Origin of the sequence: Aliiroseovarius sediminis (genome assembly GCF_022678485.1) — a bacterium.
Lineage (GTDB): Bacteria > Pseudomonadota > Alphaproteobacteria > Rhodobacterales > Rhodobacteraceae > Aliiroseovarius > Aliiroseovarius sediminis.
Genome location: NZ_JALBYP010000038.1, coordinates 116,983 through 140,127 on the forward strand (window position 1 = coordinate 116,983; position 23,145 = coordinate 140,127).

Annotated in this window: 14 protein-coding genes; 4 read left to right on the top strand and 10 right to left on the bottom strand. The window is 58.5% G+C overall.

Translation table 11 applies throughout. The features are described 5' to 3' along the window. Positions 1-297: 297 nt before the first annotated feature. The 4 genes from MN186_RS14710 to MN186_RS14725 form a co-directional block, all read right to left on the bottom strand. Positions 298-1,641, bottom strand: coding sequence for an HlyD family type I secretion periplasmic adaptor subunit (locus tag MN186_RS14710; protein ID WP_242115127.1), 1,344 nt, complete (start codon positions 1,639-1,641; stop codon positions 298-300). Between the two features lies 1 nt (position 1,642). After that, positions 1,643-3,610: a type I secretion system permease/ATPase gene (locus MN186_RS14715; protein ID WP_242115128.1), complete on the bottom strand. Its 1,968-nt coding sequence runs from the start codon at positions 3,608-3,610 to the stop codon at positions 1,643-1,645. 24 nt (positions 3,611-3,634) lie between these two features. Further along, a complete protein-coding gene (locus MN186_RS14720; protein ID WP_242115129.1) occupies positions 3,635-5,671 on the bottom strand; it encodes a hypothetical protein in 2,037 nt (678 codons plus the stop codon). A 91-nt stretch (positions 5,672-5,762) separates the two neighbouring features. Then, positions 5,763-8,423, bottom strand: a complete 2,661-nt coding sequence (locus MN186_RS14725; RefSeq protein WP_242115294.1) for a hypothetical protein — start codon at positions 8,421-8,423, stop codon at positions 5,763-5,765. A gap of 750 nt (positions 8,424-9,173) precedes the next feature. Here MN186_RS14725 and MN186_RS14730 point away from each other — a divergent pair. Together MN186_RS14730 and MN186_RS14735 are read left to right on the top strand one after the other, a co-directional pair. Continuing rightward, complete coding sequence (locus MN186_RS14730) at positions 9,174-9,956, top strand: helix-turn-helix transcriptional regulator (RefSeq protein ID WP_242115130.1); 783 nt, start codon at positions 9,174-9,176, stop codon at positions 9,954-9,956. A 3-nt stretch (positions 9,957-9,959) separates the two neighbouring features. Beyond that, positions 9,960-10,481, top strand: a complete 522-nt coding sequence (locus MN186_RS14735; protein WP_242115131.1) for a hypothetical protein — start codon at positions 9,960-9,962, stop codon at positions 10,479-10,481. Positions 10,482-10,925: 444 nt separating this feature from the next. Here MN186_RS14735 and MN186_RS14740 read toward each other — a convergent pair whose 3' ends face one another. Beyond that, a complete protein-coding gene (locus MN186_RS14740; RefSeq protein WP_242115132.1) occupies positions 10,926-11,354 on the bottom strand; it encodes a MerR family transcriptional regulator in 429 nt (142 codons plus the stop codon). Between the two features lie 145 nt (positions 11,355-11,499). Between MN186_RS14740 and MN186_RS14745 the strand changes: the two genes are divergently transcribed. Both MN186_RS14745 and MN186_RS14750 read left to right on the top strand, forming a co-directional pair. After that, the gene (locus MN186_RS14745; protein WP_242115133.1) at positions 11,500-13,782 is read left to right on the top strand and encodes a heavy metal translocating P-type ATPase; all 2,283 of its coding nucleotides are present in this window, start codon (positions 11,500-11,502) and stop codon (positions 13,780-13,782) included. 12 nt (positions 13,783-13,794) lie between these two features. Beyond that, positions 13,795-14,262, top strand: coding sequence for a DUF411 domain-containing protein (locus tag MN186_RS14750; protein ID WP_242115134.1), 468 nt, complete (start codon positions 13,795-13,797; stop codon positions 14,260-14,262). Positions 14,263-14,393: 131 nt separating this feature from the next. Here MN186_RS14750 and MN186_RS14755 read toward each other — a convergent pair whose 3' ends face one another. The 5 genes from MN186_RS14755 to MN186_RS14770 all read right to left on the bottom strand — a co-directional run bounded on the left by MN186_RS14755 (position 14,394) and on the right by MN186_RS14770 (position 23,136). Then, positions 14,394-17,084 (bottom strand): DUF2339 domain-containing protein, encoded by a 2,691-nt coding sequence (locus MN186_RS14755; protein ID WP_242115135.1) that lies wholly within the window; start codon positions 17,082-17,084, stop codon positions 14,394-14,396. A 362-nt stretch (positions 17,085-17,446) separates the two neighbouring features. After that, complete coding sequence (locus MN186_RS16490) at positions 17,447-17,575, bottom strand: hypothetical protein (protein WP_255744127.1); 129 nt, start codon at positions 17,573-17,575, stop codon at positions 17,447-17,449. A gap of 613 nt (positions 17,576-18,188) precedes the next feature. After that, entirely contained in the window at positions 18,189-19,313 is a 1,125-nt protein-coding gene (locus MN186_RS14760; RefSeq protein WP_242115136.1) for an ABC transporter permease, read from the bottom strand. 2 nt (positions 19,314-19,315) lie between these two features. Further along, positions 19,316-22,096, bottom strand: coding sequence for a ribosome-associated ATPase/putative transporter RbbA (gene rbbA / locus MN186_RS14765; RefSeq protein WP_242115137.1), 2,781 nt, complete (start codon positions 22,094-22,096; stop codon positions 19,316-19,318). Continuing rightward, entirely contained in the window at positions 22,093-23,136 is a 1,044-nt protein-coding gene (locus MN186_RS14770; protein WP_242115138.1) for an HlyD family secretion protein, read from the bottom strand. Before MN186_RS14770 ends, rbbA begins: the two co-directional genes overlap by 4 nt. Between the last annotated feature and the right edge of the window lie 9 nt (positions 23,137-23,145).

The following is a 23,145-nucleotide window of genomic DNA, read 5'->3' on the forward strand; positions in this document are numbered from 1 at the left end:
GCCATAGGCCGTGCGACGCGGCTTTATCGCACCTGTGTGCAGCAACTTTCAGGCACGAATTTCTTTACAGATGTCGCCTGGCTTGCTGGCGTGGGATCGTCAAACAATGCCGGGGGCTTATGATGCAAATAGGTATCCGCCGGAGGTCCTTGAACGCGCGGTCTGGATGGTTTTGAATGGCAAAGGGCAGCATGACAGTCGATAATCTGCGCAAAGCATCCGCATGTTTTGCCCAAGCGGACTGCGCATAAGCAGAAGCCCCAATTTAGGTATCACGACCGATTTGGTTTTGTGCTGCTATTGCTCTTTGAAGGCCCGTGCCATGCTGTCGATCAGAGGCTGGGCGATATATTGGGCGAAGGTCCGTTCGACCGTCTGTATCATGACCTCGGCAGGCATCCCGGGTGTCGGGATAAAACCCGTGACCCGGCTGAGTTCTTCGGGCGGCAAGGACACACGGGCGACGAAAACTTCGCGGGTCACGCCGTTTACAGTATCTGATATGGCATCTGCCGAGACATATTCGACGGTGCCCTCAAGCACCGGCGTCGTCCGCGCATTCAGACCCGTCAAACGAACGATGGCTTTCTGACCCAGATGGACGCTGTCGACATCTGTTCGCATAATAAGGGTTTCGACAATCAGGGGCGCACTTGATGGCAGAATTTCCGCGATTGGTTTGCCTGTCTCAATCACGCCGCCGGGCGTGAAATAGTGAAGTCGCACGACCGTGCCGCTGACCGGGGCGCTAACTTCGGACCGCGTCAGAACGTTCTCGGCTTTTCGATACTTCTCGCGCACGCTTTCAAGTTCGGCCTGAATGACTTGCAGTTCATCCAGCGCCGTTTCACGATAGAGGCTGCGAACCTTCTCGATCTGCGTTTTGTGTTTCAGGATGAGTTGCGCGTTTTCATTGACCTCGGCCATCAACCGCGCGACTTGGCCCTGTGCTTCGATCTTTGCGCGCAGCAGGGCGTTTACCTCGGATTGGCGAATAAGCCCGCTTTCCAGAAGTTTGTTTTTGTCGGCATGTTCCTGGTCCAGAAGTTCGATCATTTTCAGATGGGAATCGTGTTGAACCTGATATCCATTCATACGGATCTCAAGCGCGTTGATGTTGCGTTCCAGCAGCGCAACGTCATTGGTCAGCGATGAACGAGCGACATTGAAAGACAGCCGCTGACCGTCCAGAATGGACGCGATTTCAACATCTTCCAAAGCATCGCGCGAAAGATCTTCGGAAAACTCTAATTGATCCACTGCACGGTACTCAGCGACCAGCCTTGCCACTGTCGCCTCAAGTCTGGACTTGCGAATTTGCAGCTCGCGGCGATTGGCCAATGCGGCGGTTTCATCAAGTGTGACCAAGGTATCGCCCGCTTTGATCTTGTCCCCTTCGTTGACCAGAATCTCGTGAATGATGCCGCCCTCAAGGTGCTGAACGATCTTGTTGCGACCGGTAGCAACAAAGCTGCCTTGGGCAATGACAGCGGCCGCCAGCGGCGCGCGAAACGCCCATGCCCCGAAGCCGCCAAATGCAATCAGCAGCAGCAGCAGCCCGAATGTCACCAACTTGGATATCGAGCGGGGAACTTTGTCATGCCACTCGTGAACGACTACGGCATTGGTTTCGCTGGTCATGTTAGGATTGCTCCCCCAGAGGTTTGGGTGGTTGTTGACGCGCGCGCTGATCTTCTTTGATCCGCTGGAGCACGTTATCCCGGGTTCCAAACAGCGCGATTGTTCCGTCGGCCAGCAACATTATCTTGTCCACAACGTCCAGCAAAGCAGGCTTCTGCGTGATCACCACCACGGTAATTTTGCTGCGACGCGCATGTTCCACAGCGCGGGCCAGCGCCTTGTCGCCCGCTGCATCGAGGTTCGAGTTCGGCTCGTCCAGCACAACCATTCTTGGGTTGCCAAAGAACGCGCGAGCCAGTGCGATGCGCTGTTTCTGCCCACCAGATAGGGGCGAGCCATCGGCGGCCACCGTCGTTTCATAGCCCTGCGGCAGGTTTGCGATCATCTCGTGAACGTCGGCCAGCTTGGCAGCTTCATAAATCTGTTCGTCGGTTGCGTCGGCACGCATCCGGCCAATATTGTCCTTGATCGTTCCGGGAAAAAGCTGAACGTCTTGCGGCAGATAGCCGATGCTTTCGCCAAACTGGCGCGGCTCCCAATTACGCAGGTCCATCAGGTCAAGCCGCACGTTTCCCGATGTTGGCAGGATCGACCCCACCAACATCTTTCCAAGCGTCGTCTTGCCGGCGCCGGAATTACCGATGATCGCCAGACTTTCGCCGGGGTTCAGTTGGAAGCTCAGACCGTTCAGCACGACATTCTTGGTGCCGGGGGGGACGAAAAGCAGCCGTTCGACATCCAATCGTCCTTCAGGGTTGGGCAAGCGGAGTTTTTCAAACTGGAGCTTGGAGTTCTGCAACAGGGTTCGAATGCGGCCATACGCCCCACGGGTCAGGATGAATGCGTTCCACCCTTCGATAGACCCTTCGATTGGCGCCAAGGCGCGCCCCGCGATAATCGAGGCAGCGATGACCATCCCTCCCGTGATCTCGCCTTGAATCGCAAGATAGGCACCCCAGCCCAGCATTCCGATTTGCGTCAACAGACGCACGCCGCGCGAACACGCGGACGAGATGATATTGCGATCCTGCGCCCGAACTTGCGCTGTCAGTGACGCCGCCGTGTCTTTACCCCAGATCGAAACGGCCTCGGGGATCATGGCGAGCGCATTGATGATCTGACTGTTTCGTGACATCGAATCCAGATGCATATTCGCCTTGGATTGTGCGATGTTGGCTTCGGCAAAGGGCTTTGCGGTGGTCTTTTGGTTGATGACCGCAATGACCAGCAACAAAAGCGATGTGATGATCACGATCATCCCCAGCTGTGGATGCACTAGAAAGATCGCAAGAATGAACAGCGGGGCGAAGGGCACATCAAGAAATGATATCAGCGTGCCCGACACGATGAACCCGCGCAGTTGCTGAAGGTCGCCAAGGGTCTGATATTCGCGCCCTGTCCCGTTCAGCGATGCTGCCGCCGCCGCGCTTAGGATCGGGGTGCCAAGCTTTGCCGCGACTTCGACTGCGGTTCGCATCAGGACGAACCGTCGCACGGCGTCAAAGACAGCCTGCAAGATGACTGCCCCGGCGATGACGATTGTCAGCATGATCAAAGTGTCTGTCGATCGGCTGGTCAGCACCCGGTCGGAAATCTGAAACAGATAGATCGGAATCGCCAGGATCAGGATGTTGGTCGCGCAGGTCATCAGCATGACGAACAGCAGGTTGCCGCGCACAGCGGTCATGCCATCCTTCAGGCTTTGCGAGAAATCCTGCGGTCCAATCCTTTTGTGAAAGTTCGCGCCGCCACCGCCGCCGTTATTTCCGCCACCGGGGCGTTCGGGTGGAGGCGGGGATTTGCTCGACACAGGCTGGTTGGCTTTATCCTCAACCGTTACCCCCATTCCCGTGCTGTCCATCTTCGCGGTCGGAAGAGGCTTGGGCTCGGCTCGGTCCACATTTCTCAGCACCAGTCTGGGCTTTGCAGGTGTTTCCGGGTCGCGGGTACGTTCCGCAGCATTGGTCATGAAATTACTCGCTTTGAAATATGATTAGGTCGTCATCGTTTGCATCACGTCCAGCGCGGTGCCGCCGGTATGTGCATCATTGTTGAAGCCAGCCGCGTCGAGCGTGTCGGAAACGGGGTCCGGGATCATGTCATCGACCAGAAAGGCCACGGCTTCGTTTGCCAGTGCGGTTATGCCAACGCCGGTCGGGTCAGCGTTCGTGTCGATCAGATCGGCCTGATACAATAACGCATCGCTGTAATAATCGCCGCCGGTCATGACGTCCGAGTCAAAGCCCGTCTGGGTGATAGTCGCCGTGTTGGTCAGCAGGTTGGACCCCGTCGTGATGACGACCGCCGCATCATCCAGTGCCGAACTGACCGCATCCAACGCCATGTGAACCTGATCCTGATCGCCCATATAGTTGACCTGGTCTACGATGTTCATCTGGGTCAGGTCGCCGTCGATATACAGCACCCGCAATTGGTCCAGCCCTTCGAAATAGGCGCTTTGGGCGACGGCTGCCGACAAGTCTTCAGCGCCCTGTTTCAAATCCTCAAGCGCGGTGTTGAACTCGTCCGCCATCGCGACTTGGGTATCGATGCCCTCCTGCTGGATCGCGGCATCGTTGCGCAGAAGGTTGTCTTGCCCCGAGATTGCAGCGTCGTTCAATCCGCCACCTGAAAACTGGTCGCTATCCATCAAGACGTTGGTCTGGTTGATCAGATTGAACGACAACATCGTGCCACCAACGAAAATCAGATCATACCCTGATCCAAATTCACCTGCATCGGCAAGGTTGTAGGTCAGGTTTTCGCCGGTGACGATCGAGGTTGAGTTGGCAGAGAATGTCAGGTCCAATCTATCTGCATCCATTACGAACGAGTGCTGGTTCACGTAGTTCGTAACCGTCACATCGCCCTCCAGCCGTTCAACATTCCAATGGTCGGGGAATTCGGTGGTGGTCGTGGCCGTGATTTCGAACCCGTCGGGAATGTCACGGCTGTCGATCTGAGTGGTGGCGATGTTATACGCTTGCGATGTGGCGCCCGGATCGGTCCCGACCGCGCCTTCGAAATGGTCGGTATCGGACAACACGTTGACCTGCGAAACGGCGTTCAGGTTGATGACATCACCCGATACCGCAATGACGCCCGCATCTATCCAACTGGTGTGAATGTTGACATGATTATGGGCCTCGTTTGCGCCTGCGCTGACGTTGTGTTCGGCGTTGATCACCGTCGCGAATTCATCGTTGTCCAAATCGTGCAAGGCGTCGTCCTTGTCGTGGCCGGATAATCTGTCCGCGTCGTTATCCTCGTCCAGCTTGTCTCGTTTCGCCTTGATGAAGGCGGGCAGTTGGTCGTCAAGTTCGGGCGCTTCTTCGACAAGCGTGCCGTTGACGTAAATGCCTTCGATTTCCTCATCCTCGATGATGCTGACGTTCAGGCTGTCGATATCAGGCGCCTTGACCGCGTTGATCATGTCAATGAAGGGCAGGGCGGCGCTCGCGTCCGTCATCAGGTCCGCAACAAGGCCATCGCTGGACCACGGCTGCAACGCTTCGGCCAGTTCAATTGCCGTTTCAAGCGCGGAATAGAACCCGTCGAGCGGTTGAAACCCTGCCACCTCAACATCGCCGATGACGTCATTGTCATGCAGTTCGATTGACTGAAACGTTATCGTAACTGCAGATGACGGCATTGGCACATAAGGCAGGATCGTGACGCTGCCCGCGATGAAAGTGACAGTGGCGCCGTTGGCATCGGGCACAGGTGAAACCGGACCATCGTCTGCCGCGTCGTTCAAAGGCAGTTCGGGCGCCGGAAATACGGGCGCCCCGCTGTTTTCGACCGGTGGAACCGGGTCAGGTTTGACATTGTATTGTGAGTGGGGCGAAAAGGCGCCAGCTTCGTAGGGCGCTTTGGTGTCAACCGGTGCGAAAGAAGGTTCACTTGAAACAACGGCCTTCTTCTCGATTTTGAATTCGAAGTATTCTTTTCTAAGCCGGAGTTCTTCTTCAGCCAGATGGAAAAGGCCTATGAAGTGAGCGATGGACTCTGTTGTCTGATCAAGGCTCATAGCTGCGTCAACTCCTGGTTAGAGAACGAAAAACAATGAAACTTGCTACTGAAAATGCTCGGGGCCAGTGTTGGCCCCGAGCGTTGGTATCTTATCCGTCGTTCGAGTCGTCTCCGACATAAGTCGAGCTCATCGAACCGCCGACCACAGTCATGTCGACCGTGTTGCCAAGGACGTTGGCACCCATCACGATGCTCTGGTTGAACGCCGCGGTGTCGACCACTGCAGCCGCCGAGGCATAGGATTCGCCGGTGACATAACCGTCGTCACCGTTGCCTGAACCCCAAGAACCGCCATCGGCCATTCCACTTGCGCCATTGGTGGCCGTACCACCCATGCCGCCGGTCACACCGCTGGCATCAGCCGCGCCGCCGGTCGAGCTGCCGCCCATGGCATCGCCGGTGTAACCACCGGTTGACATGGCCGCGCCACCCATTCCGCCATCACCGCTGGCTGCGGTGTTGGTGCCGCCGGACTGGCCGTCAGCGCTGGACGACGACATCTGATCGGTCACCGCAGCACCGCCGTAGCCCGAGATGGCATCTGCCATGCTATCGGCTGATCCGTCGGTGTCGGATTTCGAGAAGACATCAGCCAGTCCACCGTCGCCGGTGTCAGCCGTGGAACTGGCGGTTCCGTCGACATCGTTCATGGAGTCGGCACGACCATCGGCGTCACCGCCCATGCCACCGTCACCCATCGCGCCGTCGCCACCGTCACCCATGGCACCATCGCCACCGGGTCCTTGGCCGCCGTCACCGGCTGCACCTACGGCACCAGCACCACCAGGCCCTTGGCCGCCAACGCCACCCATGCCGATCGCGCCGTCACCACCTGGGCCTTGGCCGCCGTTGGCACCGTTTGCTGCGGCACCGGCTCCGCCGGGTCCTTGCCCGCCGTCACCGGCTGCGCCATCGCCACCGTCACCGGTAGCACCTGCACCACCTGGGCCTTGGCCGCCGGTCGCTGCAGCACCGTCGCCCGCGTTTCCACGTGCACCGTTTCCGCCGTCGCCACCGTCGCCATTGCCGCCAGCACCCATGCCACCGTCACCGCTGGCATCAGCGTCGCCATAGCCGCTTCCGTCACCGTCCGCGTCTGCGTTGCCAGCGGTATCTGTGGCGCCGCCTGCGTCAGCAGGGCCGTTTCCGGCCGTTGCGGTCGGATCACCCGCAGCTGCACCAGCAGCAGCAAGGTTCACCAGGCCAAGCCCGGCTGCAGCACCCGCTGCGGCGCCAGATCCGGCACCGGCATCACCGCCTGCTCCGGTTGCATCATTGTCGCTGGTCGCGTCGTTGTCGGTATCAGCGTCGTTGTCGCTGAAGCCCGAGTTGCTGGCGCTGGCGCTGGCACTTCCGTCGCCGCCGGGGCCATTGCCGCCGTCGCCGCCGTCGCCGTCACCGCCGTCACCGCCGATACCACCCGAGCCGTTTCCACCGAACGCGTCACCACCGGTGCCGTCGCCACCGTCACCACCGTCGCCGCCGTCGCCGTCGCCACTACCGCCGTCGCCGCCGGTTGCGTCGCCGCCATAACCGCCGTCACCGGTTGTCGAGTCGCCGCCTGTGCCGTCGCCGCCATCGCCGCCGATGCCACCGCCAGCGTTACCGCCGGCTGCATTGCCGCCGTCACCGCCGTCACCGCCACCGCCGTCGCCGCCTGTGCCATTGCCGCCGTCGCCGCCGTCGCCACCGTCGCCATCGCCGCCGTCACCACCTGTGCCATAGCCACCGGTGGCATTACCAGCTGCGGTGCTTGTGACGGGACCGTCATTGGCGTTGCTGTCAGATGCAGAATCGCCGCTGTCCCCGCCGGTGCCTTCGGTGTTGTTGTCGCTTTTGGCTTCGCCGGTTGCGTCACTGTTGGCGTTGGCGTTTCCGCTGTCTCCGCCATTGCTGCTGCCGTGGTTGCCGCTTAGACCAAGGCCAACGCCAAGGCCAAGAGCACCAGCATCACCGCTGTCGCCCCCATCACCGGATGTGGCATCGGCGTCGCCGCCGTCACCGCTTGCTCCGCCTGACGCGTGGGACATTCCGCCAAGCGCCATGCCTCCGTTAGCGTCCCCGGCCGAAGCATCAGCGTGCCCGCCGCCGTCACCGGTTGCGGTATCATTGCCAATGCCGTCCCCGGCAGTTGCGGTGCCGCCATTAGCATTGCCGTTCTGGGTGAAGTCACCATTGTTGCTAACATTGGCTTCGCCCAAGTGGTCATCATCGGACAGGTAAGCTTCCTGCACGTTGACGATCCCCGTGTCATTACCTGCACCAAAATTAGCCTTGGTCAGGATGTCGCCAATATCGTCACCGGGATCCAGGGCAATATCACCACCGGCGGTCACGACATTTTCGACAGTTCCGTCTTTGACATCAATGTCCACGACATCATCATCGCGTGGAATCCACTCGCCGCCGCCAAAATCAATGTTGACCGCGTTGGAATTGTCGTTGCTGTCGTCGCCGCCATTGTTCTGGCTTTGATCCGAACTGGAACTGGTTTGCTGTTGCTGACCCTGATCTTGCCCTTGACCCTGATCTTGCCCTTGGCCCTGATCCTGACCTTGGCCCTGATCGTTTGAATTGTTGTTTTCATCCGACGTGTCGACTTGCTGCTGTTGCTGTTGCTGCTGTGCGTCCACGTCGATATCGGCCTGATCGATGTTGATGTCTGCATCAACGTCAAAATCGGCATTCTCTACCCCCACTTCGCCGACGACGAATTGGTTGTTGCTTGAGTGTCCTCTGTCTTTAGACATAACTAAATTCCTCTACTGATGCCCTGAGACGCCACCAGTCTGTCCAAAGTGGCCAATCTGCGGGCATGTTTGATTTTTGGTTTGTGAGATTGCGGACGAGGACATTTGCAAATGCAGATGACACCCATCCACTGGCTGCTTAACGCGCGACGATCACCCCCTTTTGGATGCCGGTCGAAGTCCGTGCGGACGGCTGCGAATATATCGTTAAGCGCCCTGTAATACGGGCATTCGACCTGGCTGTTTAAAAATGTGTTCAACAAACTGACGTTCGGCGTCGAAAATATCTGACGCTGAACAAGCTTGAATTTCCGCGGATCGAAAAGACAGTCGGATAAAGTGCTTATTGTTCCATGTCTTTGAAACGGTGGGGCTTTTGCTGGAAAGTAAATGGAAAGGCGGCTCTGACAGCAAGCTCTGGGTCAACAGATGCGCGCGGTTGTGCGATTCGAACTAAATCGAATGTCGGGGTACTGCACCTATAAGGCGATCTGCCGGTCCGCGGGCCGATTTGGGCTATATCAAACTGTTTAGATCTGCCTTCGGAGCCGTAACAAAGTTGTCCGACACACCCAAATCGTGATATAGAGGTTCACATTCTGTATGATTTTTAACTGATTATTTAAGCATTACTGCTCGCGATTGCGGGTAATTGTTAGAAAATGCCGCGATGCATTGGGTCACGCTCGGCCGGTGCGTTCCAGCCTGGGTGGTCAGCACGGTCTGTGATCGCGGCTAGGGGGAAGAAAAATGTTATTACAGCAAGAGGAGAGGGGCGTTCAGGGCGCCCAACAAGCACCGCACCTGACACATACTGACAGCGCTGTTCTGATATTTCTGGGCAGCAGCATGATATTTTCCGACCGATTGCTCAGAACGCTTGAGTTCGAGTTCAAGGACATCACCGTCCTGCGGGTCCGTTCCGTTTCTGATCTTGATACGCTTGATCACCGCATCAAGCTTGCAGCGAAACTCATCATCTTTGACGAGGCCGAGATGGACATGCTTCTGCGTTCCAACGGAAACCTTGATCCAACCTATCATGATGCTGGCAAGGTGCTGGCATATTCGTCCGCCAAGATGGGGCGCGACCTACGGGAAAATGCCCGCAGGTCTGGATTGGCCCCGAAGATGCGGTTTCTGCCGATGAATGCGTCGCTTGATGCTTGGTTGGCCGCGCTGCGGCTGTTGATCTTGGGAGAGGCATTTGTCCCGGCGGAGCTTTTGGAAAAAAGTGACAAGATGCGACCGGAACCGGATAGGCCCGGCGTTGTGAATGGTGGTGAGCGGACGCAAAGTCGGGGGCCCTCGAAACCGCTGCCAAATCTTACGGCCCGTGAAGTCGAGGTCTTGGATCTGGTGTCCAACGGGCTGCCAAACAAGACAATAGCCCACAGGCTTGCACTTTCCGAGCATACCGTGAAGCTGCATGTTCACCACGTATTCGGCAAGCTTAACGTCCATAACAGGGCAAGCGCAACAAACTGGTATCTATCGCATCGTGATGGCCTTCGACCGCTGGACAACAGGTGAACGATGTCATCTACGGACAAGACCAAAGGCCGAGATCAGGATCAGAACGATTTTGACCGTTTTCTGTTGCTGTTGGGGCGGTTGAACTACAGTTGGACCAATACCGAAAGCCTTTTGATCCATCTGATCGCCGGGTTGTCGCGAACGGATAAAGAAACTGCGGTCGTCATCTTCCTGACGCTCAATACGACGCGGGCGCGCACTGATCTGGTCGAGCGTTTGTCCAAGCTTGATCGCGTTGGCCAAGAAGAACGCGAGGCCGTGCTAACAGTCACCCGCCGCATCAAACAGCTGTCGGGGCTGAGAAACAGATACAATCATTGTATTTATTCATTTGATTCCAAAAGCGGGGACATCTCGACCATTCGGATGCGGGTGGCGGACCGCAAAAACCAGATCAAAGTCGGCGAGATCACAGCCCTTGATGGCCGTACCATTGATGGCATTGACCAATCGCTGGATGATTTGACGGCGTTGAATGCGGATGTGTGGGCGCTGATCCAGACATACGGATACCCGGCCTGAAGCCGACACGCGCAAATGATGCGTTTGATAGGCGCATGCCCGTATGATCCGCTGTTAAAGGTTGATCTCTGCCGCGCCATTCTTGAAGCGTTCGGCGCTGATGTCCGGCCACGGCAGCAAGGCGTTCCACCGAAACATTCTGCCGCATACCTTGCGGCTGCTCGGCGGGATTTTGTCCTGCCCACGCTTACTCTCAATGCACTAAGGTTGCTTTTACCATTGAAAAGTCATGTGTCACATCCGTGCGATTTGATAGGTGTTACTGATCTTCAATCCAAGGAAAGTCAGCTCTGATTGTAGTTGCAGGACTGATGCGGGGCGCATGACTGGCGGCTTCAGAAAAAGCGCGCCCATGGCTGGCGCTTGACTATCCGGCCTTCAGCGTCCGTCAGGCGGCAAAGGCGCGACCAGTGCAAGCGGCCAGTCAAACTTTATGCGGCGGTATCAGTTGCCCGGCTTGCCGTGATCGGCAAGGCATTCCTCGTGGTCGCGCAGCACCTGAAGAATGCGGCAATCCGCTACCCGGTCGGCATTGCACTCGCTCAGCATACGCTGCAGCTCGATGCGCAGCGCCTCGAGCCGGGCGATGCGTGCCTCGACTTCTTTCAACTGCCTCTGAGCCACCGCATCGACCTGCGCACAGGAACGTTCGGGGCTGTCCGAAAGGTCCAGCAGTTCCCGGATCGCCTCAAGCGAGAAGCCAAGCTCGCGCGCGTGTCGGATAAAGGCGAGGCGGTCCAACTCTACACCCCCATAGCGGCGCTGGCCGCCCTCGGTGCGGCCCGGCTCTGGCATCAGGCCGATCTGTTCGTAATAGCGGATTGTCTGGACCTTGGTGCCTGTCCGTTTTGCCATGATGCCGATGGATAACATGTGTTTTGCCCTCATAGATCTTCGATTGCAGTGCAGGTGTCTGGCTGCGGTTTATGCGTCCGGAAACCGCAAGACAGGGCTTGAACCTACAGCCGCTGTAGACCCTATACCCAGCTTTGACCACGAATCAAATTGGAGTTTCATCATGGCGGACGGTAGTGCAGGGCGACGCGAGTGGCGCGTGACAGGTATGGATTGCGGGTCCTGCGCCGCCAAGGTGCGTGGGGCGGTCGAGCGTTTGCCGGGTGTCGCGGATGTCGATGTCGCGCTGATGACCGAGCGTCTGCGCCTGACGCTCAGCGATGACACAACATCACCCGAAAGTGTTGAAAGGGCCGTGCGTGCAGTTGGTTTTGGTATTTCCCCCAAAGGGGCGCGACCTGAAAAGCCTGCGGGCGCGTTCGTTCTGCCGGATGGGGCTTTGCCCGCGGCTGCGGGATCGTCTGAGTCTGAGGAGCAAGACCCGGCACAAGCTGAAAACGCCTTGACACCGTCATGGTATGAGACCTCGAAAGGGCGGTTGGTCATCGGCACCGCGGCGCTGCTCGCGACGGCTTGGGCATCACGGCTCATATTTCCGGCAGACATCGCGCATTGGGCATTTGTCCTTGCCACCCTGATCGGAGTCGCCCCCGTGGCGCAGCGTGCGTTTGCCATGGCGCGGGCAAGGATGCCCTTCACGATTGAGATGCTGATGACGATCGCCGCCGTCGGTGCGCTGGTGATCGGTGAGCCGGCAGAGGCCGCGCTGGTCGTTTTCCTTTTTGCCGTGGGCGAGTTGCTTGAGGGCGTTTCAGCCGGCAAGGCGCGCGACAGCATTCGCGCGCTCGCAAAACTTGTGCCCAAGACGGCTTGGCTTGAGGTGGGTGGCAAGGTGGGCGAGGTGCCTGCCGATAAACTCGTCGTCGGCCAGATCGTGCAGGTCCGGCCCGGCGACCGCATCGCCTGCGACGGCGAGGTGATCAGCGGCACCTCCGGCGTTGATGAAAGCCCCGTGACTGGTGAAAGTGTCCCCACCCTCAAGGAGCCGGGTGCGGAGGTTTTTGCAGGGTCGATCAATGCGGAGGCACTGTTGCGCGTCCGGGTCACCAAGGCGGCAGAGGACAACACCATCGCCCGCATCGTCCGCCTTGTTGAGGAGGCGGAGAGCGCCCGCGCACCGACCGAACGCTTCATCGACCGGTTCAGCCGCGTCTACATGCCGGCCGTGGTCGGTGTCGCGCTTCTGGTGGCCATCGTCCCGCCGATGGTCTTTGGGCAGGCCTGGGGGGAATGGGTCTATCGGGCGCTGGCCCTGCTATTGATCGGCTGCCCCTGTGCGTTGGTGATTTCTGTGCCGGCGTCAATCACGTCGGCCTTGTCTACCGGCGCGCGCAACGGTCTGTTGATGAAGGGCGGTGCCGTGATCGAGGCGGCGGCACGGACCACCCATGTTGCCTTTGACAAGACCGGGACGCTGACCCAAGGCCAACCCGTCGTGACTGATCTTTTGGCGCTGATCGGGAACAAAGATGACCTGCTGGCCCTTGCTGCTGGCGTCGAAAGCGGCGCGAGCCATCCGCTGGGCCAAGCCATCTGCGCCGAGGCCGAGCGGCAGGGTGTTCAGGCGGCGGCGGCCACGGAAGGTCGCGCGCTGCCGGGCAAGGGCGCTGAAGCGACGATCAGCGGTGCGCTTGTTCGTGTCGGCTCACCCCGACTGGCGGCAGAGCGCGGCGCGCTCGCGGGTGATCTGCAAAGTCGCGTCGCATCGCTTGAAGCCGAGGGCAAGACTGTGGTGGTCGTGCTGCGCGAGGATGTGCCCCAAGGTCTTATCGCGCTGCGTGACGAGCCGCGCAGTGATGCAGCATCCGGCGTGGCGCAGCTTCGCGCCCTCGGAATCACGCCGCTCATGCTGACCGGTGATAACAGGCGCACCGCCCATGCCATCGCCGCGGGGCTTGGAATGGAGCAGCGGTCCGAGCTTATGCCGGAGGACAAGGTCGCGGCGATCCGCGACCTGGCGTCCCAGGCAAAGGTGATGATGATCGGCGACGGGATCAATGATGCCCCCGCGCTTGCGTCCGCACATGTTGGCGTCGCGATGGGATCTGGTACTGATGTTGCGCTGGAAACGGCCGACGCGGCGATCCTGCGTGACCGCGTTGCCGATGTGGCGGGCATGATCCGCCTTGCCCGTGCGGGCATGGCCAATATCCGCCAGAACATCGCCATCGCTTTGGGACTGAAGGCGGTATTCCTTGTGACCACAGTGCTTGGGATCACCGGCCTTTGGATCGCGATCCTCGCCGATACCGGGGCCACTGTGCTGGTCACGCTGAACGCCTTGCGGCTGCTGCTTTTCCAACCATCTGACCCTGCTGTATTGTCTAGCCGATCCACCGAGACCATATCAGACACCGTTCGCAACAACGCATCCGCAACAACCTGAAAGGATATACCAATGACTCTTACCCGACGCGCCATGATAGCTTGCACCGCGAGCTTTGCTGTTGCCGCACCACTTGCGGGGATGGCGCTGTCAGCGCCTGCGATCCATGTCCTTCAAGATCCGAACTGCGGATGCTGCACAGCCTGGATCGAAATCCTGCACGAGGATGGTTTTATCGTCACGACAGAGCGCAGCTTCGGCACACGGTTGATCAAGCACAAGCTCGAGAACGGCATCCCCCAAGGTATGACCTCGTGCCATACTGGCGAGATTGAAGGCTACATGATCGAAGGACATGTGCCGACGGCTGACATTCGCAGGCTCTTGGTCGAGCGCCCGGATGCGGTCGGTCTCGCCGTTCCCGGTATGCCTTATGGATCACCGGGCATGGGGCCCGAAGAAAACCGCGATGCCTATGATGTGTTCCTGATCCGGAAGGACGGCAGCACCGAGGTCTTCTCGCACTACGAGGCTGCGTGACGCGAACCGAATGGACAAGTCGGCCATCGGTGACGCGATGATACGCATCGCAATGCCGATGGCCTGTTAAGGTGCGCGCAGGGTATACAGATCGCAGTTAACGCCTGTTCAATTTGGTAATAGAAAAACTGTCACTCGTCCTTGCTGTCCAGATTGTCAGTTATTCGGACTGTGGCCCATCGGTTTAGCCAAGCAAGGCCAGCCAATGAAAAGCCTAAGAACAACAAGGAAAACACGCGGATAAGGCCGCCAAGACCGCGAATGTCCACGAGGAAAACCTTTGCGACCGCAAGCCCGATGAACAGCAGCCCAGCCTTTCGCAGGTAAGCATTCGGACGCGCAAGCGATTGGTAGAACAGGCCTATACCCATCGCCAAAAGGACGACCGTGTAGCTGTATAGCTCCGGTTGTTCGATGCCAGGAAGCTCCAGCCCTTCGGCCCCGCGCCAGAAGTGACGGATCGTCAAACCAAGCCACAACGCTGCAAGTCCCAAGGCGACGCCTGCCGCGCCAATCCGCAGCGGTTTCGGGAGGGCGGAAAGCCACCACGCGCCAAACCCCAGCAGGCCCGCTGGCAATAGATAGCCGGGTATCAAGGTGTTAAGCAGGCGTGGCCCTATAACAAGTGTGTCAAAGTAATTGAGAAGCGGATTTAGCATCGAGACAACAAGGATAAGTTGGATCGCAGCCATCATCAGAAATACCGCTCCCAAGCTAAGTCGGATCATGGCAAGCTTTCCACCGATCTCAATTCTGCGAAGCTGCGCCAGTCCGAGGGCCATCCAAACCGTGGCCCCTATGCCAAGGGCCCAATGGCTCATCAAGGCGTCTTCGCCACCCCAACTGACGATCGCGCGGAACAGCAGCACCGAAATCAATATACCTGTCGAGGAAAAGACGGCACTTTCCAGCAGTATTTCGGATCTCGGGCGCTTTGCAGCCCTGACCAAAACATAGGACACCGCAAATGCTGCGACTGCACCTGCATGTGACATCAACATTTCCAACAGCGGCGCATCTTTTGCCCATTCGATACCGGGATCGATGACCAACCGATAGCCTACAGTCGTGACGCCCGCCAAAATATACAGGCCCATCAGCGGCATTTTGAATTTCCGGTCAAGCCAAGCGGCGGCCACGATGGTCAAAGCAATCGCGATGGTGAGCGCGGCAGAGCTAAACAAAATCACGACGCCAAACGCGACACAGGCAAGGGCGGAAAGAACCGCGACCGACGTACGCTCTCGTTGCTCCGGGCCATCGATGCGCGCAAAACGCTCGGCCATTGCGACCATTACGGCAGCTATGACCATGGCATGCAGCGCCCAGACATAACCACCAAGGGTCTGGGCCGGATTCCAGGTCACTTCTATCGCAACTGCGACCGCCGGTGCGATGAGCGCGGCGCCTACGGCCAAATACAACTGGCTGGCGCCACCGCGCAGCGACCGCCAAGCGGCCGCAATCGACAGCACAATACCAATCCCCACCGCAATGCTTGCTATCAACGGCATGTCAACCTCGGGTGCCAAGGCAGCGTGTTCGTACATCGCCCACAGCCGCGCGCCGCTTGCGAAAACAACAACCAGTGAAAACCCAGGAAAGACAGTGAGATCCACCAATGCCGGCGCGTTTCGCGCCCACACAAGCAAAGCCAGAACCAATATCGACAGCGTGATTACAGAAGCCCAGAATAGATCGGCACGGCTCGTAGGTATCGCGCCCAGCAAGATCAGACCGCTGGCCGCGATCACGGCTGCACCCGCCAGACGGGTTGGAAATTCTGGCCATGGGTCATCTTTGCGGCGCGCAAAGACTGCTATGCTCAGCAGTGTTCCCGAATGATCGGGCACCAGCTTGCGGACGGGAACTGCAATCGCAGCCAGCACCAAGGCAACGCAGTAAATCAAGAAATAGATTTTCACACTTTCGCCTGAGCCGATCATCAACAACGTGCCAGCGCCAAATCCCGTGGCCAGTGAAATCACAGACACCCACGCCCATCGCCGCAAGGTGTCAATCGCTAGACCTGTCACCGTGATGATCGCGAAATACATCAGTAGCAACGATGGATCGTCTGACGATCCACCGATAATAAACGGAGCGACCATCGCGCCGATAATGCCGACAGCCGCAAGAAGAGGTCCATAGAACCAGCCAAGGACCAAGGCTAGAGCGCCGACAAAGGCCATACCGACAAGTGCTACTTCCGGACCGATGAAGCCGTACAACAAGTGCGCCGCTAGCACTGCGCCGAATAACGTGACGATACCTGCACCCGAGAAGGTCGAAGGTAAGTAGGCGGTCGTGCTGTCCTCGCCGTCTCCGAAACGACGGCGAATATACTCACCGGCCAAGATCAAAGCCACACCAAAGGCGAAGGACGCCATTACGCGAACCGATGGCGGGAACAACCCTTGCTCCATCCCGTAGATGACCAGAAAAATGCCAGCCAAACCGAGAGATACCGCAGAAACCGCATAAAACCAGTTCTGCATCAGCCAAGAAACCAGTGCCGTGAACTTTTGGCGGGTCAGAACAACCGCTTTTGGTGGGCCTTTGGATGCCGCCACCATTGCGGGCGCTTTGGCCTTGGCAACTTCTGGCTGGGGAGAAACCCAAGGACCGTCCGATATGGGCTTTTCTGATTTACTTGGCTGAGGCAAAGGGCTCGGCTCAGGTAATGGGCTTGCCAAGGTTTGCGCCTCAAGTGCGGCGACACGTTTCTTAAGCCCGGCGTTTGAAATCAGAAGATAGATAACCGCAATCGGGATTGCAGCGAAAAAAATTGCAGCCATTGCGAGGAGAGATTCCAATGTCATGATCCAACGATTGATTAATGCGGTAGTATGATCAGATAACCGATTTTCTTTAAAACGATGCGCAAAGCTAGATTGCAAATTTTCGCAACATTGCTTTGTTCAGCCCATTGGTACAAGACTCGAAAAGCTAAAGACGAAACGACCGCGCCAAATCAGCAGTATTCTGAGGCTGACGCCTAACAGCGGACATTGCTTGCACAACATTGAATGGCAGCAAAAGTGAACGTTTTATGATGCGGTTAGCGGCGGAGCGCTGGACATTGACGCGACCACGACCCGCAACGAACGTTACAGACCTCACGCAGCACAACCAAAGAAAAGGAACACAAGAGACGCACGACAATTGAGATGATAGAGCAATGTCACCCCGCCAACCAAGACACCCCGTCGAATGTCAGGGACACGTCGTTGTCCGCGAAGCGGTTTGGGACTTGGTCAGCGGAAACCATCAGGGCCAGCAGCCGTGTGCGCTGCGCAAACAGGCCGGACACACGACTGCATCTGACAGGCGCTCATATCAGCTCAAAAAATGTCTTGCTATGCAGGAGCCATCCACACAGGTCATTCGCGGTTTGGCCACAAACATCCGGCTCGCCGTGATCAGGTCAGTCTACGACGCAAAGGTCAATTTCGTCTGACGTCTTACAAGGATTGTGGAACGTCACGAACCTTTGACTCAATCGGCATCCAAAACCTCAAGAAATGCGTAAATCGCGTCATTCAATTCTGACCCAAACGTCAAGCATTTCTGACCTAAAATGAAAAGGGGCCCTTCGTCGAAACCGCAGCGAAGGTGTCGAACGAGCCCGCAGCAAGAAAATGCCGCACCACAGTGGAATTCTAATTTGCAGCGCGGCGAATAGTGCAGCCATTCGTGCAAGCCGCAGCATGAATGAAACGGCGAGTTCACCGGTCCCGGGACTTTTCAGGCACACGCGCGCGAAGCCGATGCAAGTGCAGAAAGCAAAAAATTCTCATTAACAACTGCGACAACAGATGTTGGCTGCCGCAGCAATTTAACCAGACCAGTCGCCTAGAGCTGCCGCCGATGTATCGTTTTCGAGCCGACCCTTCGCTTCATTTTGGTAGAGTTAACAGGACGCGTCATCCCGACAGACTCATCGAGCGGCGGAACAGCGCGAGGCTGGCCACGAAGAACCCACTGCCGAGCGCGGCCATCAGAGACAATTCAAACCAGACGGAACCTAGCCCTGCACCCCGGAACACAACGGCCTTGGCGAAAGCCAGAAAGTGCCGGGACGGCAAAATTGTGGTTAACCGTTGCACGATATCTGGCTGGCTTTCTATCGCGCCCATGCCGCCTGACAGCATGATGATCGGGATGATCACCATAATCACAAGAAGCGCAAATTGCGCCATGCTGCGCGCCATCGTGCCAAGAAACATCCCGATGGCGGCGGCGGCGGCGAGGTAGATTGCTGTTCCCGCCAACAGCAGCGGCACCGATCCCGCGACCGGCACCTGCAACACCTGTTGCACGACGAAAAGCAGCGACAGCGTGAAGGCTGCAAGAACAACGACGACATTGGCCAGCACCTTGGACAGCGCGATTTCGAACGGTGTCAGCGGCATCACCATCAGGTGTTCAATCGTGCCTTGTTCGCGTTCGCACAACATCGCGGCCCCTGTCAGCGCAATCGTCAGCAACGAAAGTTGATTGAGCAGGGACGATACCGCTTTGAACCAGACGGGGTTGCCGTTGGGGTTGAAGGCGCGGCGGAGTTCCAGCCGCAATGCGGCCTCGGGCGCGTCGGGGCTTCCAGAAAGAAAGGCGCGGGTTTCTGAGACGAGGATATTGGCAATGTAATCGGTGCCAAGCTGCGCTTGGCTGACGGCCGTCGCATCGACCTCTAACTGGGCGGCTGGCATCAGGCCTGCGATCACATCCGCCTCAAATCCAGGCGGAAAACTGAGGACGAACATGATCTGCCCCGCGTCCATTTCCGGCGTAACCTGATCAGGGGTTATCATCACCGGCGGCTGAAACCACGGTGGGCCAAGCGCATCAGAGAGTTGTCGGGTCAACGCAGAACTATCCTCGTCAAGAATGGCGATGGCGGCGTTATAGACCGTGTCTCCGGCGCCGCTGGCCTCAAGCAAGACAGCGACGACGAAGGACCACAGGATAAGGATCACCATCACAGGATCGCCCAGAACGCTTTTTAGCTCCTTGCCCGCAAGCCAGAAGATGTTTGTCAGTTGTCGCATGATCACTTCTCCTGCTTGCGCAGGGCCAGAACGGCCAGCAAGGTCAGGCCCGGCCCGAAGGCGGCCAGACGCAGCAGATGACCCGACAGTTCGAAAATGCCAAGCCCCTTGGTGAAAGTGCCAACGCTGATGCCCATGTACCAAGTGGTGGGCCAGAACGTGCCCATAATCCGCGCCGCACCTTCCAGCGAAGATACGGGCGTGATCATGCCGGAAAACTGCAGCGTCGGCATGACGGATAGGATCGCGGCTGCGAATACGGCCGTCACCTGCGTGCGTGTCATCATCGACACGACAAGGCCGTAACCTGTTGCCGCCACCGCATAAAGCAGCGCGCCCAACACCAGCGCCGCCGGATCACCCTTGAGCGGCACACCCAGCACCGTCACCACCAGCGCCGTCAGGATCACGAAATTAAGCAGCGTGATGCCGATATAGACCAGTTGCTTGCCGATCAGGAATTCGGCACGGCTGGTCGGGGTCACATAGAAATTGGTGATCGTGCCGATCTCTTTCTCGCGCGCCACGCTGACCGCCATCAGGATCGCCGGGAACAGCAGCAGCAACAGCGGCGGGATCGAGGGGCCAATCGCAGGTAGGCTTTCCATCGCCGGGTTATAGTGGAAGCGCGGTATCAACTGTGTCGGCGGTGGTGCATCCGGCGCGCTGGGTGTGACCAGATCGGCCAGTGCCAATGCCGATTGCGCACCCGTTGACAGCAAATGCGCATGGGCGCTTTTGACATAGCTTTCGATCGTGCCTGCGCGATTTGTATCAGACCCATCGATCAGCCCGGCGATTTCCGGGTGTTCCCCGCGGCGAACAGCTTTGCCAAATCCCGGCGGTATCTGGATGGCCAATGCCAGTTCGCCGCTTTCCATTCGACTTTTCAACGCCTCGGAGTCGGCAATGGGCGCGCGCTGAAAGAACCAGTTGGAATCCTCGAACCCAGACAGGTACGCGCGGCTTTCGGGACTTCGGTCCAGATCAAAAGCCGCAAACGGAATGTTGCGGACTTCCTGCGAAATGCCGAACGACATGATAAGCAGCAACAAGGCACTGCCAATGAAGGAAAACACCAACCGCACGGGATCGCGCCGCACCTGCATCGCCTCGCGGGCGGTGAAGGCGAGCAGTCGCTGCAAGCTGAACCGAGATGCGGGTTTTGCATGCTTCTGGCCACGACCGGCGGTCAACAGCCCCTCATCCACCGGCGCCTCGGGCGGCTCGGCGTCTATCATGTAGGCTATGAACGCGTCTTCCAGCGTCTCGACACCACGTTTTGCTATCAGCACTTTAGGGGCATCTGACACCAGAACCTTCCCGGCATGCATCAGCGAGATGCGATCGCAGCGCATGCCTTCGTCCATGAAATGGGTCGAGATGAAGATCGTCACCCCATCGCGGTGAGCCAGTTCCAGAAGCATGTCCCAGAACGCATCGCGTGCCTGCGGATCGACACCGGATGTTGGCTCGTCCAGGATCAGGATGTCAGGCGCATGGATCACCGCCACCGCCAATGACAGGCGCTGGCGCACCCCCAACGGCAGTGATGCGGCGCCCTGATCAAGATAGGGTTCAAGCCCGAAACGCGGGACAAGCTCGGCCATCCTTTTGGTAGTCAAATCGCTGCCCAAGTGGAACAGCCGCGCATGTAGCAAAAGGTTCTCGCGCACCGTCAGCTCGCCGTAAAGTGAGAAGGACTGCGACATAAAGCCGACCCTACGGCGCGCATCGAGATTCTGCGCATCCACGGGTTTGCCGAAAATCCATGCCTCGCCTTCGGTGGCCGGCGTGAGTCCGGTCAGCATCTTCATCGTGGTGGTTTTGCCGCAGCCGTTGGAGCCGAGAAAACCGAAAATCTCGCCACGCGCGATCTCGAAGCTGACCGCGTCCACGGCGGTAAAATCGTCAAAGCGTTTAGTCAGATTTTTGGCGCGGATGGCGGGTGGCCCCGGCTCGGCTTCGATATCGGTGTCGGTGCCCGGCACAGGTTTTGGGCGCAAGACTTCATGACTTGTGCTGGCGCCCAACAGCGCCACGTAAGCGGCCTCGACGGTTACGGTTCCTGTTCGCTCCATAAGATCGGCGGGGCTGCCCTCGGCCAGAATCTGTCCCGCATCCATCGCCACCAGATGGCCAAAGCGCGCAGCCTCTTCCATATAGGCGGTGGATACCAGAACGCTCATGTAGGGACGATCTGCGCGGATCGTGTCGATCAAATCCCAGAACTGGCGGCGTGACAGTGGATCGACCCCTGTTGTCGGTTCGTCCAGCAACAGGAAATCGGGGTCATGGATCAGCGCGGCACACAGCCCCAGCTTTTGCTTCATGCCGCCCGATAACTTGCCCGCAGGACGGTCCATGAACGACGCAAGGCCGGTGGCGCGGGTCAGGCGGGAAATTCTTGACGCCCGGTCGACCTTTCCCAGCGCGAACAGCTTGCCGAAGAAGTCCAAGTTCTCTTGAAGGCTGAGGTCGTGATAGAGATTGCGCCCCAATCCCTGCGGCATGAAGGCGATCCGCCGCCCGACATCTGCTCGGTGTCCGGCGCTGGTCATGTCGCCGCCAAGCGTCTCGACATGGCCGGTCTGTAATCTCTTTGCCCCGGCAATCAGCCCCATCAGAGTGGACTTGCCAACTCCGTCCGGCCCAATCAGCCCAATCATTTGCCCGGCGGGTAAGTTCAGCGTCACATCGCGCAGCGCCTGCACCTTGCCGTAGTCGTGGCTTATCCCGTCCAGTCGTGCAGCCAGCGGAATGGGACTGTCGGCGGCATTCATTGGTCAGTGCCGGAAGCCGCCTTGCTCGGCGGCGCAGGCAAGGAGGAAGCGAGAGGAGGCGTCAGACCCTCGGGCCAGTCGGGAACGCTGCCGTCCGACCCTGCCAGCCGCACCCAAGCCACGCCGCGCACACCGGTCTTGACCTGAGCGAGCCGCTCTACGACCAGCTCCTGCGGAATACGCACACGGACGCGGAACATCAGGCTTTCACGTTCCTCGACGGTTTCCACCTGTTTGGGCGTAAATTGCGCCTGCGGTGCTACGAAGCTTACGACAGCGGGCACTGCGACGTCGGCCATCACATCGACAACGATGCGCGCATCGTCGCCCAATTGCACCCTTGGGGCGGCGCTGGCGGGCAGGAAGAACTCCATATAGACATCGCCAAGGCTGACCAGTGTCAGCACCTTGCCACCACCGCCGAGTACTTCGCCTGGCTGCGCGAGACGGTAAAGGACACGACCTGCTTGCGATGCATGAAGGGTGCTGTCGGTAATTCGTGCCTGGATCTCGCGCAGGGCCGCCGTTTCGGCGTCGACAGCGCGTTGCTTTGCCACAACCCCGGCCTTGGCGGCCGCAAGACCCGCCGCGTCAAGTTGCGCTTGAGTGCGGCGAATATCCAGTTCCTCGTCGCTGACGATGCCGCGCTCGTTCAGCGTTCCGGCGCGCGTCAGTTCGCTTTGCGACAACGCTAGCTTGGCATCGGCTTGGGTCACACTGGTCTGCGCCACAGTGACTGCCGCCGCGGCGCTGGCGACGGCCGCTTCGGCTCGCATCTGTTGTGCCTCAAGCTCTGTCGTATCCATCACTGCCAGCACATCACCGGGCTGCACCAGATCGCCCTCGCGGACTGTAATGTCGGCAACTCGACCAGCCAGACGCGTGGAGATATCGACCAGATCCGCCTCGATCCGGCCATTGCCACGGGCAAAACCGTCGGGCGGCAGATCGCTGGGTGCCAACAAGACCTTCCAGGCGGCGTAGCCCAGAAAAGCAGCCAGCACCGCCAATACCAGGATGATGGACAGATTTCGTGACATGAATGGGAA